This window comes from Desulfosarcina sp., assembly GCF_055467485.1.
The window spans coordinates 20,051-34,458 of sequence record NZ_JBUOIV010000034.1 but is presented as its reverse complement, the minus strand read 5'-3'; the positions used below and the strand labels follow the sequence as shown (position 1 = coordinate 34,458).

Below are 14,408 nucleotides of genomic sequence, written 5' to 3'. Positions count from 1 at the left end.
GTTCGCCTATAGGCTGCAGAAACATTCGGCATTGCTGCCGGTTTTTTCTTTAGTCTGAACCGCTGCAGCCTACCAACCTGTTTACACCACATACTTGATGTCAAGCCGCTGGGCGGCATGGTAATCGCTGATGCCCAGGGCGTCCGACATACCGATGGGCAGCGCCGTGGACCGGCCCAGGGGGGCCATGATTTTTCTCAGTTCCGTGTCAAAGGCCAGGAAAAGATCCACCACCCGTTCGGCCACCAACTCGACATCCAGGCGCCGGTAGAGGCGCGGATCCTGGGAGGTGATTCCCCGGGGACAGCGGCCGATGTTGCAGATGTTGCAGCGATCCGTCTCCGATCCCAGGCAGCCGGCGGCGGCCTGCATGATGTATTTTCCAGTCTGGACGCCGCTGGCCCCAAGCATGATCAAAGCGGCGGCATTGGCAGCCAGATTGCCGCTTTTTCCGACACCGCCCCCGGCAAAAATGGGGATCTCGTTCTGCATGCCCACCTTGACCAGGTTCAGGTAGCTGTCCCGGACGTTGGTGGCGATCGGGTGGCCCATGTGATCCATGGAGACGTTGTAGGCGGCACCGGTGCCCCCGTCCTCTCCATCGATGGCCAGACCGGCGGCATAGGGATTCCGGGTAAGGTTGTTGAGTACCGCCATGGCCGTGGATGTGGCCGAAATCTTGGGATATACCGGGACCCTGAAGCCCCAGGCCATGTACATGGATTGAATCATCTTGGCCACCGACTCTTCAATGGAGTACTGGGTCTGGTGGGTGGGCGGACTGGGCAGGCTGACCCCGGCCGGCACACCGCGGATGGCGGCAATCAGTTTGTTGACTTTATGCCACATGAGCAATCCGCCGTCGCCGGGCTTGGCCCCTTGGCCGTACTTGATCTCGATGGCGCAGGGATCTTCCACCATCTCAGGTATGGCGTGGATGATCTCGTCCCAGCCGAAATAACCGCTGGCGATCTGCAGGATCACGTATTTCAGAAAGGGGCTTCTGAGGAGGCGCGGCGGACAGCCGCCTTCACCGGTGCACATGCGCACCGGCATGCCCATTTCCTCATTGAGGTAAGCCACCCCCATCTGCAGCCCCTCCCACATATTGGGGGAAAGCGCACCGAAGCTCATGCCGCCGATGATCAGGGGGTAGATCTCCCGAACCGGCGGGATCCATCCATTCTCATTCACGAACTTCAGGTTCTGTTCCGGAGGCAGGATCCTGCCCAGCAGGGTCCGCAGCTCAAATTCGTGACGGCCGGCATCCAGGGCCGGGTCCGTGAGCATGGAGATGCGGATAAACTTGATCTGGTCCAGGATACCGCCGGGTGTGTTGCGCCGGCCGCCGCGGCTGCGCGGCTGGCCGCCGCGGTTGATGTGGTAGCGAAGCTTGTCCGCCTCGTCGGACCGCATGGGGAAAATGGCGTCGTTGGGGCACACCAGACTGCAGGTGGCACAGCCCACACAGGCATAAGCCGGGTCGGTCTTCTGACGGATGCCGTGGTAAACGTCGAAGCTGCTGGCGGGGTTGCCCTGAGGCTGCAGGGAGACCTTGACGCGCCGTTTGCGGAACACGCCCAGTTCGATGGCATTCACCGGGCATACCGCCGTGCAGCGGCCGCACAGGGTGCACTTGTCTTTGTGCCAGAGGATCTGCCATGGCAGATCCTTAACGCTCAGTGTAGAAGGGCTAATGGTTGCGTTTGGCTGCATATGGAAACCTCCTGGCGCTGCGGTCCGACAATGACCGTGTCCAGATGCATGGGTTGAAAGTCTTTGCTCTTGTCGCGATCGGGAACCGCAAAGTCCAGGCCGCAAATTTCAGAGGAGAAGGCATATCGACCAGGTCGGCCGCCCACCACGCCGGGACGCAGCTTCTTGCGGTCCTGGACCATGAAGAGACTGTGATCCGGCAGGCATCCGATAACGCAGTTGGGCCCGTCGATGATCAACCGACGGCATGACTGCTTGAGCTGGGTCAACAGCTCGGCGTCGGGGTGCGCCGCGATATCGGCATCCTGCAGCGGCGTAATCACGTGTTTGTAGGCCGAAATATCCAGTCCCAGCCGCGTCTGGGTGTAGTGCAGGATGTGGGTGAATACCTCCGAGTCGCTCTGGTAACCCGAGTACCCGGGAAAGTTGCGCGACAGCAGGAACTCCCGGATAGGGGTGAATGCCGTGCATTCGCCGTTGGTCATGGAGGCGTAGCCTTGGATGAAAAACGGGTGGCAGGCGTACAGGTTGATGGCATAGTTGGTGTTCTGCCGGCCCTGGGCCATAATGACCCGGGCGTGCAGCTCCTTGCGGTCCAGTTTCAGGTAGTTGGCTACCTGCAGGGGGTCGCCGATCTCCTTGAGCATGATCACGTCCGGCCAGAAGGAGAAAACGATCATATCATCCTTCTCCTCGCCCATGGTCCGCAGCCGGAGGCGAATCTCCAAAAGCTTTTCATAAAGCGCCGCCTGGGTATAGTCATCCCACTCTTCGGGGTATTCGTAGGCGCGAATCAGGTAGATGTCCCGCTTGGGGACGCCGGGGGGCGGGTTTTTGGGGACCTTGATGGTGATCTTGTATTTGGTCATGAACCCGTTATCCATCATGAAGGAATCCAGACGCCGCAGTCCCGCTTCGCTGAAGATTCCGGACAGGATGGGTGCGTCCTTGATCTCCTCGAAGGGCCCGCCAAGGTCGCGCAGAAACAGACCGACCCCGGATCCGTCGTGGCCCTCACGCATGACGTCCATGGCTTCCAGGGCGATCATGGGAGAGACGGGGGTGTCACTGGTCATGGCAAACAGTCGGCACATGGTTGATAAACTCCTTTGGCTGCCGTGGCAAAAAAGGCCGCCATTGACCTGTCAATGACGGACCGGGAGTGAACGAATGAGCAAGTTGCATACCATAATATAGAACTCACTGAAATCCAATTGCATATTAACCTGGCGAATCGGTCAGATCACTGTCTATAGGGCAAGTTTTTACATTACTGCAATATAATTTTCAATCAAATGACAATATTGTAAATTCCAGGGCTGTCGTCCAGAGGGATTGTAACCTATCGAAAAAATACTGATCTTGGCAAATTTCAGTGAATCTGATACCCTCCTGTTACACCTGCCGCATCCTGTTCAGCAGTTTTTTCGGGCAGCTACCGGCACCTGACCGATCATTCCATTATACCACAAAAACGAAAGCCCCCTTGCCATGAAAACCCTCCCCGCCGAATTCCTGGACCGACATCAACACGATCAATGGCTGGTCTTCTGCCGGGAAGCCCGGGCCACCGGCAGGCCTTTTTCCTCCACCTCGGCCGGCGCAAAGGCACTGGCAGCGGCCTTCGATTTCAGCGAGTTCGTCTCGGCCAGCTGCATCCGCAACGCGCACATGGCCTTGGATCTGGTCGACAGCAACGATCTGTTCAACTCATACGACGACGGCCACATGGCCGTCCGCCTGACGCAGTTGCTCCTGCCGGTGTCAACGGCGGCCCCGGACATCCCCATGGACGACCTGCTGGCACGCTTGAAAACCGCCCTGCGTCAATTCCGGCGGCGGGAGATGGTGCGCATTGCCGTGCGGGACCTGGCCGGCATCTGCGATCTGGACGACACCATGGCCGATCTTTCCGCCCTGGCCGCGGCGGCAATCGATGGGGCCCTGGGGTTGCTGTTTGACCGCATGCGTGCGACCGACGGCGTTCCCGAGAACGAAGCCGGCACCTGCCAGCACCTGGTGGTCATCGGCATGGGGAAGCTGGGTGCCGGCGAGCTCAATTTCTCGTCCGATGTGGATCTGATTTTCACCTTCCCGGCCAGCGGTGAAACCCGGGGCGGCCACCGCCCCCTGTCCAACGAGGCTTTTTTTACCCGGCTGTGCCGCTACCTGATCCAGGCCATCGGTGAAAACACCGCCGACGGCTTTGTGTTCAGGGTGGATACACGGCTGCGACCCTATGGAGACGGCGGTCCGCTGGTCATGAATTTCGACCATATGGAAGACTATTACCAGTTCCAGGGCCGTGAATGGGAACGTTACGCCCTGATCAAGGCCGATGTGGTGGCCGGAGACCGGGTTGCGGGGCAAAAGCTGCTTCGGCGCCTGCGGCCGTTCGTCTATCGGCGGTACCTCGATTTCGGCGTGTTTGAGTCGCTAAGGGAGATGAAGCAAAAGATCACCGCCGAAGTCCGCAGAAAGAAGCTGCACGACAATATCAAGCTGGGCAGCGGCGGCATTCGGGAAATCGAATTTTTTGGCCAGATGTTCCAGTTGATCCGGGGCGGCATTCTGCCGGCGCTCCAGCAACCGGCAATCCAGACCGTGTTGGATACCCTGGGCAAAGAGGGGTTTGTACCCCTGCCGGTGTGCCGGGAACTCATCCATGCCTATCGCTTTTTCAGAAAGACCGAACACCGGCTCCAGGAGGCCAGCGACCAGCAGACCCATGCACTGCCGTCGGACCCGCTGGCCCGTTTACAGCTGGCCCGGTCCATGGGTTTCGACACCTGGGAAAGCTACGCGCAGGTCCTCGACAGACATCGCGAGCGGGTCCGGTCGCATTTCGACGGCCTGTTGGAACCCGAGGCCAAGGCAACCGCCGACAGTGGTGCCGGCCAGGCGGCAGCGGATATGTCGGATGCCTGGTCCTTTTCCACAGCAACCGCCGAACGCCATGGGCTCCTTGAAGCGGCGGGATTCCATGACAGCGCTACCGCCGCCACCCTTCTGGACACCTTTAAGTCCGAACCGGCCACCCGCTCGCTGAGCAGCGCAGGGAAGCGCCGCCTGGACCGACTGATCCCGCGGGTGTTGAAGGCGGCCGGTGGCTGCGACGATCCCGAAACCGTGCTGAATCGCGTTCTGCAGCTGCTTAAGGGCATTCAACAGCGGATCAGCTACCTGTCCCTGCTCCTCGAATACCCCGATGCACTGACCCACCTGATTCGACTGGTCAGCGCCAGCCCGTGGATCGCCGCCTTCCTGAGCCGCCACCCGGTGGTGCTGGATGAGCTGTTGGATTCACGCACCCTGTACGCCCCCCCCGGCCCCGATGCCTTGCGCAGCGGCCTTGCCCGACAGCTGGCCAGCGTGCCGGATGACGATCCGGAATACCAGATAGAGGCCTTGTGCATCTTCCGCCAGATCAACACCTTGAGGGTGGCGGCCTCGGACATCACCAATGTGCTGCCGTTGATGAAGGTCAGCGATCACCTCTCCTGGATTGCCGAAACGATCCTTGACAAGGTGGTGGAGATCTCCTGGAACCATCTGGTCGAAAAGCATGGCCGCCCGTCATGCACCCTGAAGGGCCAGACCTGCGAACGGGGCTTTGCCGTCATCGGCTACGGCAAACTGGGGGGAATCGAGCTGGGATACGGATCTGACCTGGATCTGGTCTTTCTGCACGCAGCCGACCCCGGTGAAACCGTCGGCGGCAAGCGTCCCATCGACAACACCCACTTCTTTTCCCGGCTGGGTCAACGGGTGGTCCACATGCTTTCCACCCACACGGCCGCCGGCACCCTTTACGAAACCGATATGCGACTGCGGCCCAACGGCGCGTCGGGACTGTTGGTCAGCCATGTCAACGGATTCCACACCTACCAGATGAACGAGGCCTGGACCTGGGAACACCAGGCCCTGATCCGGGCCCGCCCCATCACCGGCGATGGCCTGCTCACAGAGGCCTTTTCCACGATCCGGCGCCAGGTGCTCTGCCTGCACCGGGAACCGGAAACATTGAAGGCCTCTGTGCGCGAAATGCGCGAACGCATGCGCGAAAGCCGCTTGTCGGCCGGACCTGACCAGTTCGACATCAAAGAGGATGTCGGCGCGATGGTGGATATCGAGTTCTTGGTCCAGTACCTGGTCTTGCAGCACGCGGCCGGCCATCCGGAAATCTGCCGCTGGACGGACAATGTCCGCCTGCTGCAGGCACTGGCCGAAACCGGTGTAGTCGACGGGGTAACGGCCTACCGCCTCCGGCAGGCCTACCTGATTTTCAGGGCCGTGGTTCACCGGCTCAATCTGCAGGAACGCTCGCCCCTGGTCGATCGCCATCGATTCGAACACCTGAGGAATCTGGTCCGGCGTTTCTGGCAGCAGACCTTGAGCTGAAGAACGGGGGGCTGACGATGCCTGCTGAGCATGAAAAGTATACTCAATTCGTCCGGAGACCGGTCGATAATACCAGGGTGGGCATTCGATTCGATCGCCGCGGCCATCGCGCGGTCCGATTCTGCCGGCCGGTTGAGGCCGTGCAACGACTGCTGAACGAAAATATGCCTTGAAGAAAGGCCATGGCAATGGAAGACAGGTCTCCTGAACGATTGTTACCCTTCACCCTGAACCCGGTGTTTCGCCGGGGTTTGGGTCGGCAGCTGCTGTTTATCTGTTTTGGCCTTGCCATGGTACCCATGGTCCTCGTCGGGTTGATCGGCCACCAAGCGGCCTACCAACGCTTGGAGCAGGAAGTCCGCCAGAACATCCGCATGGCTGCCGAACTGAAAAGCCGTCAGCTTCAACTGTTTTTCGATGACCGGTTGGCTGACGCCGACAAGCAGGGCCAGGCACACGCCACGGTCTCTTTTTTCAACACCCTGGTCAGAAAGCATGCAGCGCTTGAGGCACCGGTTGCCGAGTTCGTTGGCAGCGTTCCCTGGGCCATGGCCGCTTCCGCATACGGATCCGACATACAGCTGCACGCCAGCCTGCACGGCTACAGTGACATTCTGATGATTGATCCGACCGGGAATATTCTGTTCTCCAGCGCCGGGCAAGCGGACCTGGCGGACAACCTCAATCAGGGAGGTTTAGCAAAAACCCGCTTTGCCGAGGCCTTTCGCAGAACCCTTGAATCAGGAAATCCCGGGTTTGCCGGCTTTGCGCCCTATACCCCTGCCGGCGAAACCGTAACGGCCTTCGTGACCGCCCCCATTCGCGATGAAAACAGCCCGGTCGCCGGCGTTATTGCCTTTAAAGTTCCCCACAGCAGCGTGCAACAGATGCTGGAAGCACCGTTGGCTATGGGGCCGGGTTCGCACCTGTACCTGGTGGATTCCGACCTGGGCCTGCTGGCGGGCGCCACCGGATCGCCGCATCTTCAGCGGGGCGCCACCATAGACACCGCGCCAACGCGGTTGTGGCGGGAAGGCCTGACCGGTGAGGGTTTCGCGTCGTCCCTGGCGGAGCCTTTTGCCTATAAAGGGCCGGGTGGCAAGCCGGTGATCGGCACCTACGCAGGGATACGTCCGGGCGACACCCATTATGCCTTGATTGCGGAAATCGAAACGGCGGCTGCGTTCGGTGCCATCCATCCGTTGCGGGCGATCACCCTTGGCATCGTCATCCTGACTGGCGTGGGAGCATTGGTGGCATCTGCGATCCTGGCACAAGCAATCGTTGAACCGGTGCGCGACCTTTCCCGAAAGACGGCGATGGTGGCCCAAGGCCGCTTCGACCAGACCCTCCATATACCCGCCCGCCATGAAATCGGAGAACTGGCAGCATCCTTCAACAGGATGATTCAGCATCTCAACACGCAAGACCAGACCCAGTCGCGGTTCATATCCGGCCTGGCCGACCTGCACCGCATGGTCGGCGATGGACAGGAACTGGGGGAGCTGTGCCTCAATTCACTCGAATGGCTTTCCGGGTTTCTCGATCTGTGTCAGGCGGATTTTTTCATCATGGATGACAAGGGTGTGCTGACATGCATCAGCCGCTTCCCGGGCCATCCGGATGATGCGCGGCAACCGGTCATGACCCCGAAAGATGGACGGTTGGACCGGAGGCCCCGTACAGGAACCCCCGCGATGTTTCACAAGGAGGCGCGCGGCAGCCTGGTAATGCCTGTTTCCACGCCTGACCTGGCCAATCTGATCGTGGCGCCGTTGATGTGCCGGCAAACCGCCAACGGGGTTCTGGAATTGTCGAAAACAGGCGTATTCAGCCGATTTGATTACCATTTCGTAGAGGCGGCGGCGGCAGTCATTGCTGGTGCCGTCGACGCCGCAGCAACCCGGCAGGAGGCGGAAGCACTGCTGGAGCGGTCCCGCAAACGGGCTCAGCAATTGAAAGCGCGTGAAGCCTCGCTGGAAGAGAGCACCCGCGAACTGAAGGTGCAGAGCCGAGCGTTTCAGGCGTCCGAGGAAAAGCTCCAGCTCAAGCAGATGGAGTTGGAGGCGGCCAACGCCCAGATGGTGAAAAACGCTGCCGATCTTGAAGCTCACATGGCCATCCTGGAAAAACAGAAGCTGGACATGCTGAAGCAAAATACCGAACTGGAAAAAACCCACCGGGAACTGGCGGAAAAGGCCCAACAGCTCGAGATATCAAGCCGCTACAAAACGGAGTTCATGGCCAATATGTCCCACGAGCTGAGAACACCGCTCAACAGCATCCTGCTGCTCTCCCGGCTGCTTCTGGAGAACAAGGAAAAAAACCTGACTTCCAGGCAGTCCGAGTTTGCACGGACCATCCATTCGGCGGGAGAAGACCTGCTGAACCTGATCAACGAAATCCTGGATCTGGCCAAGGTGGAATCGGGGAAAATGGAGGTGGAGCTTCAAGCGGTGCGGGTCCAATCCATTGCCGACGCCGTTCAGGTGAGCTTTGCTCCCCTGGCCGAACAGCGCGGCATCCGGTTTACCGTAGATGTGGCACCGGACGTACCGGAGCGACTGATCACCGACCGCAAGCGGATCGAGCAGATCCTCAAGAATTTTCTCTCCAATGCCTTCAAGTTCACCGCCAGGGGAACCATCCGCCTGGAAATCACGGTTTCCCGCGAGCTGGTCATCTGCCGGGGTGCCGACGACACCGGTGACCATGGCTGCCTGGCCATCAGTGTCGTGGATACGGGAATCGGTATTCCGGCGGCCAAGCAACAGATGGTGTTCGAAGCTTTCCAGCAGGTGGACGGCTCCACCCGGCGCAAGTATGGCGGCACAGGATTGGGCCTTTCGATCTCACGGGAACTGGCCCGGATGCTGGGCGGCATCATCACCCTCGAAAGTGAAGATGAAAAGGGCAGCCGGTTTACGCTTCACCTGCCCATCATCCCCCTGGCGGAGAGCCAACCGGCGGTGATCCGCAAAGATACGCACCAGCGCACGTCCGTCCGGACAGCGGCGGCTTCTTTCCCGGATGAGAAGGAAGCACCCCCCGGAGTGGATCCGGTTCCGGATGACCGCAATCGACTGTCGCCCGGGGACAGATGTGTTCTTATCATCGATGCGGATCCGGCTACGACCGAGCCGATCAAAGCCCATGCTTGCCAGAACGGGTACAAGGTGCTGGTGGCCGAGCAATTAAAAACCGGCCTCCATTTCGCCGATTACCATCTCCCGGCTGCCATTTTCGTAAACCTGAAGTTGACCGATGCCAACGGCTGGACGATGGTCCATCGAATCAAAGCCAACCCCAGGAGCCGGCACATTCCCGTTTTTACTTTTTCTTCGCAAGCCGATGACTTTGCCGCGGCGGTTCACGGGGCCGCCGGCCATGTGATCGCGCCCATCACCACCCATCGCCTAAAGGCGGCCTTTCACCGGATCGGCCAATTGCAATCGACGCAGGATCGAACGATCCTCGTTGTCGCCCCGGATGCGGACGCCACCGCCCAGGTCACCGACGCCGTCAGCGGCAAAACGATTCGCACCCTAACGGCAGCCACGGCTGCCGGGGGTACGAGGGTACTGAAAACCAACGCCGTCCACGCCGTGATCGTAAATCCTGTCATCGGTGCAGACCAACTGCACCGTTTTCTGACCAGCCTCCAGCAGGATCCACTGCCGGTGTTCCTTTTCCCGGGGACTTCACCGGACGGTAAACCTGCAGGCGGCATCGATCCATTTTCAAAGGTCGTGAACCTACAGGTGATCGACACACCGGAGCAACTGCTGCCAGCGCTGGTCTCGCGTCTCCACCTGCGGCCTGAAGCACTGCCCCCCCACCACCGGGATCGGCTGCTGGCCGCGGACAACCACCAGTCAGGGTTAAAGGGCCGTAAAGTGCTCCTGGTAGACGACGACATGCGAACGGTGTTTGCCGTATCCAACGTTCTGGAGGACCAGGGTGCAGTGGTGATCACCGGAAAATCCGGCAAGGAAAGCCTTGACAAACTGGACAGGTTTCCGGACATTGATCTGGTCCTCATGGATGTCATGATATCCGAAGTGGACGGCTACCGGGCCATTCAGGAAATTCGAAACCGGGATCGCTACCGATCCGTCCCCATTGTCGCCCTGACTGCCAAAGCCATGCGAGGAGACCGAGCCAAGTGCATCGAGGCCGGCGCCGACGATTACCTGGCCAAACCGGTGAACCTGGATAAACTGACGTCCATGCTCAAGACCTGGATGGCCCCGCAACCGGCCAACCCGCAAGGGGCGGCGCAGCGCCTTTCCGTCAGTGAACCCACAGGACGCGACCATGACCATGACATCAGATGAAAAGATAAAAATCCTGGTTGTGGACGACAGGCCCGAGAATCTCATGGCCATCGAAGGCGTCCTTGAGCGGCCGGAGCTGTCCATCATTACCGCCACGTCCGGCAACGAAGCGCTTGGACTGGTTTTGGAGCACCCCTTCGCCCTGATTCTCCTGGATGTTCAGATGCCGGGAATGGACGGCTTCGAGGTGGCTGAACTGATGCGGGGCAGCGAAAAAAGCCGCCATATCCCCATCATCTTCCTCACGGCCATCAGCAAAGACGACACCCACGTCTTTACCGGCTATGAAAAAGGGGCGGTGGACTACCTGTTCAAGCCGCTGGACCCGCTCATCCTCAGAAGCAAAGTCAATGTCTTCGTCGAATTGTTTCAGCAGCGCAAAAAGCTTCGGCAGAGCAATTTGGAGCTGAGCCGTGCCGTGGCGGAACTGGAGGCCGTCAACCGCCAGATCCGCGAGCAGCAGAAATCGGTGGTCGAGGAGGAACGCCTGAAGGTTCTGCTTCAGATGGCCGGTGCCACGGCCCACGAACTCAACCAGCCGTTGATGATCCTGATGGGAAATGTCCAGCTGATGGAAATGGACGGCAATATCCCGGCCCATTTGGCCGGGCGGGTCAGCAAAATCACCGAGGCCGCCAACCGGATTTCCGACACGGTGAAGAAGATCCAGACCCTGCGCCACGACCAACCCAAAACATACGCCGGCGGGAAGACGATCCTCAACCTGGACCAGCATGTCTCTATCCTTGCCATTGAGGACAAGGATGATGATTTCGCCAAAGTCAGGCAGATCCTGCGAAATCACGGGCAGATCGCACTGACCCGGGTGAAGTCCATCCGGGAAGCCCTGGCCAGTCTGGACAAGGATAGCTTCGATCTCATTTTTCTGGATTACCTGCTGCCCGACGGCACCGGCCTGGACTTTCTAGAAGCCATCCACAGCAAGGGATTGGAGACGCCGGTGGTGGTTATCACCGGCCAGGGAGACGAGCTGATCGCCTCGCGGATCATCCAGGCCGGTGCCTATGACTATCTGCCCAAGGCCAAGGTGAGCGGCAAGGCCCTGCTGCGTATCATCCCCAATGCCCTGGAAAAAGCCGGTTTGAAGCGGGAAATGCGCATGGCGCAGGAGAAGCTGGCAGAGATGTCCGTACGGGATGAACTGACCGGCATGTTCAACCGGCGCTATTTTCGTGAAGCGCTGGAACGCGAGATCTCCGGTGCGCAACGCTACGGTCACGGGCTGGCGCTGTGCATGATCGATCTGGATCATTTCAAGCGGGTCAACGACACCCACGGTCATCTTTGCGGTGACCGGGTGCTCCGAGAATTCGGGCGGCTGCTGAATGACAGCATCCGAAAATATGATGTGGGCTGCCGCTACGGCGGCGAGGAGTTCGCCGTCATCCTCCCGGACACCCCGCTGGAGAAAGCCTCGGCCCTGTGCGAGCGTTTTCGCGAGCGGGTGGAGGAGCACCCATTCACCTACGAAAAGCTGACCCTTCAGATCACCGCCAGCGTCGGTGTCGCCGCCCGGCCGGCCGATGGAATAATCACCGGCCGGCAGCTGGTGGACCTGGCGGACAAAGCCTTGTACCAAGCCAAGAGCCAAGGGAGGAATCAGGTCGTAGCCATTTAGTCATCGGGTGAAAAATGTGGGCGACGGTCAGAATGGAACCCATGAATAAAAAGAGAAACGCCGGGGCTTCTTCGACAGATGCGCCCGGCGTTTTTTGTCGCGTTTAAATCGATCGCTCAGGACCGGTTAACCATCAGGATTTCCTGGCACTGGCATAGCCGATGCCCTTGAGTGCCTCTTCCATTTCTCCCAGGATGGTCGGGTCGTCGATGGTCGCCGGCACATTGTAATCCTTGTTGTCGGCGATCTTCTGGATCGTGCCGCGCAGGATCTTGCCCGAGCGCGTCTTGGGCAGCCGTTTGACCACCGTCGCCGTCTTGAAGGCCGCCACCGGACCGATGCGATCGCGCACCATCTGGATCACCTCCTTGACGATCTCGCCCTCGGCCTTGGTCACGCCGGCTTTGAGTACGACGAAGCCCACCGGCACTTGGCCCTTGAGGTCGTCATCCACCCCCAGCACCGCGCACTCGGCCACGTCCGGATGATCCGAAAGCACCTCCTCCATGGCTCCCGTGGACAGACGATGACCGGCCACGTTGATGATGTCGTCCGTGCGGCTCATGATGTAGGCGTACCCTTCGGCATCGATGTACCCCGCGTCGGCCGTCTTGTAATATCCGGGGAACTCTTCCAGGTAGGACTCCACGTAGCGCGCATCGTTCTGCCACAGCGTCGGCAGCGTGCCCGGCGGCAACGGCAGCTTCACCACCAGCGCACCGATCTCCCCCGGCGCCACCTGCTTGTTATTTTCGTCCACGACCTGCAGGTTCCAGCCCGGGGCCGGCTTGGTCGGCGAGCCCTCTTTGACCGGAAATACGTGCAGCCCCATGCAGTTGGCGCAGATCGCCCAGCCCGTCTCCGTCTGCCACCAGTGATCCACCACCGGCACCTTCAGGGCATCTTCGGCCCAGTGCAAGGTGTTGGGGTCCGTGCGCTCGCCGGCCAGGAACAGGGCCTTGAAGTTCGACAGGTCGTATTTTTTCATCAGTTCCGCCTTGGGGTCCTCGCGCTTGATCGCCCGAAACGCCGTCGGCGCCGTGAACATCGTCTTGACCTTGTGTTCGCCGATCACCCGCCAGAACACGCCCGCGTCCGGCGTGCCCACCGGCTTGCCCTCGAACAGGATCGTGGTGCAGCCCTTGAACAGCGGACCGTATACAATGTAGCTGTGGCCTACCACCCAGCCCACATCGGAGGCCGCCCAGTACACGTCGCCCGTGTCCACGTTGTAGATGTTCTTCATCGTCCACTTCAGGGCCACCACATGTCCGCCGTTGTCGCGCACCACCCCCTTGGGCTGGCCCGTGGTGCCCGACGTGTAGAGAATGTAAAGCGGATCGGTGGCCGCCACCGGCACGCACTCGGCCGGTGTTGCCGCGGACATGGCTTCCACCCAGTCCACGTCCCGCCCGGCGATCATCGACGCCTTTTCCATGGGCCGCTGAAAGATGATGCATTTGCCCGGCTTGCTCGTGCTCATGTCGATCGCCTTGTCCAGCAGCGGCTTGTAGGCGATGACCTTCTTCACCTCGATGCCGCACGACGCCGTCACGATCACCTTGGGTTTGGCATCGTTGATCCGCGTGGCCAGCTCTTTGGCCGCGAATCCGCCGAACACCACCGAGTGCACCGCCCCGATGCGCGCACAGGCCAGCATGGCCATGGCCGCTTCGGCGATCATGGGCATGTAGATCAGCACCCGGTCACCCTTTTCCACCCCCTGGGCCAGCAGCACGCCGGCGAAACGGGCCACTTCGTCGCGAAGCTGGCTGTAGGTGTATTTCTTGATCGTGTCGGTGACCGGGCTGTCGTAGATCAGGGCCAGCTGGTCGCCCCGCCCCTGGTCGATGTGATAGTCCAGGGCATTGTAGCAGGTATTGATCTGACCGCCGGTGAACCAGCGGTAAAACGGCTTGTTGCTGTCGTCAAGCACCTTGTCCCAGCGCTTGTACCAGTGGCAGTCTTCCGCCGCCTTGCCCCAGAATCCGTCCGGGTCGTTGATCGACTGTTCAAATGCCGCTTCATAGGGATTGGTCATGTGGCCTCCTTTAGCCGTTGGTTGAAATATAGAAGGGAAACACCGTTGTATCGTGACTGTGATATTTTGGATCCATCGGCTCCGGTTTCTCTCCGGATGAAGCGGTTTTAGGGATAACCGCCCGTGATCGTTCGGCAGCCTTTTAGCTGTGGAGAGGCCAGACCGCCAGCAAACAATAGAGAAAAACAACGATTAATGTCAAGTGTAAAAGATGAATTTCATCCAGTATGTGAACGCTCGAATTTGTCTGCCCCGTCCTCGTCTCAGACAAAAT

At 59.9% G+C, this 14,408-nt stretch carries 6 protein-coding genes; 3 read left to right on the top strand and 3 right to left on the bottom strand.

Annotated elements, in window-relative coordinates; all coding sequences use genetic code 11:
* Window positions 1-81: 81 nt before the first annotated feature.
* Window positions 82-1,716, bottom strand: coding sequence for a glutamate synthase-related protein (locus ACZCED_RS15945; RefSeq protein WP_462967561.1), 1,635 nt, complete (start codon window positions 1,714-1,716; stop codon window positions 82-84).
* Window positions 1,680-2,810 (bottom strand): class II glutamine amidotransferase domain-containing protein, encoded by a 1,131-nt coding sequence (locus ACZCED_RS15940; RefSeq protein ID WP_462967560.1) that lies wholly within the window; start codon window positions 2,808-2,810, stop codon window positions 1,680-1,682. The genes ACZCED_RS15945 and ACZCED_RS15940 overlap by 37 nt, the downstream gene beginning before the upstream one ends.
* 397 nt (window positions 2,811-3,207) lie before the next feature.
* On the opposite strand from ACZCED_RS15940, the gene glnE reads away from it, so the two are divergent.
* From glnE to ACZCED_RS15925, 3 genes are all read left to right on the top strand, one after another.
* On the top strand, window positions 3,208-6,117 hold the full coding sequence (glnE, locus tag ACZCED_RS15935) for a bifunctional [glutamate--ammonia ligase]-adenylyl-L-tyrosine phosphorylase/[glutamate--ammonia-ligase] adenylyltransferase (protein WP_462967559.1): 2,910 nt from the start codon (window positions 3,208-3,210) through the stop codon (window positions 6,115-6,117).
* A 182-nt stretch (window positions 6,118-6,299) separates the two neighbouring features.
* Window positions 6,300-10,454: a response regulator gene (locus ACZCED_RS15930; RefSeq protein WP_464861179.1), complete on the top strand. Its 4,155-nt coding sequence runs from the start codon at window positions 6,300-6,302 to the stop codon at window positions 10,452-10,454.
* A complete protein-coding gene (locus tag ACZCED_RS15925; protein WP_464861178.1) occupies window positions 10,435-12,093 on the top strand; it encodes a diguanylate cyclase in 1,659 nt (552 codons plus the stop codon). Before ACZCED_RS15930 ends, ACZCED_RS15925 begins: the two co-directional genes overlap by 20 nt.
* 133 nt (window positions 12,094-12,226) lie before the next feature.
* Here the strand turns inward: ACZCED_RS15925 and ACZCED_RS15920 are convergent, their stop codons facing one another.
* The gene (locus ACZCED_RS15920; RefSeq protein ID WP_462967556.1) at window positions 12,227-14,134 is read right to left on the bottom strand and encodes a propionyl-CoA synthetase; all 1,908 of its coding nucleotides are present in this window, start codon (window positions 14,132-14,134) and stop codon (window positions 12,227-12,229) included.
* Between the last annotated feature and the right edge of the window lie 274 nt (window positions 14,135-14,408).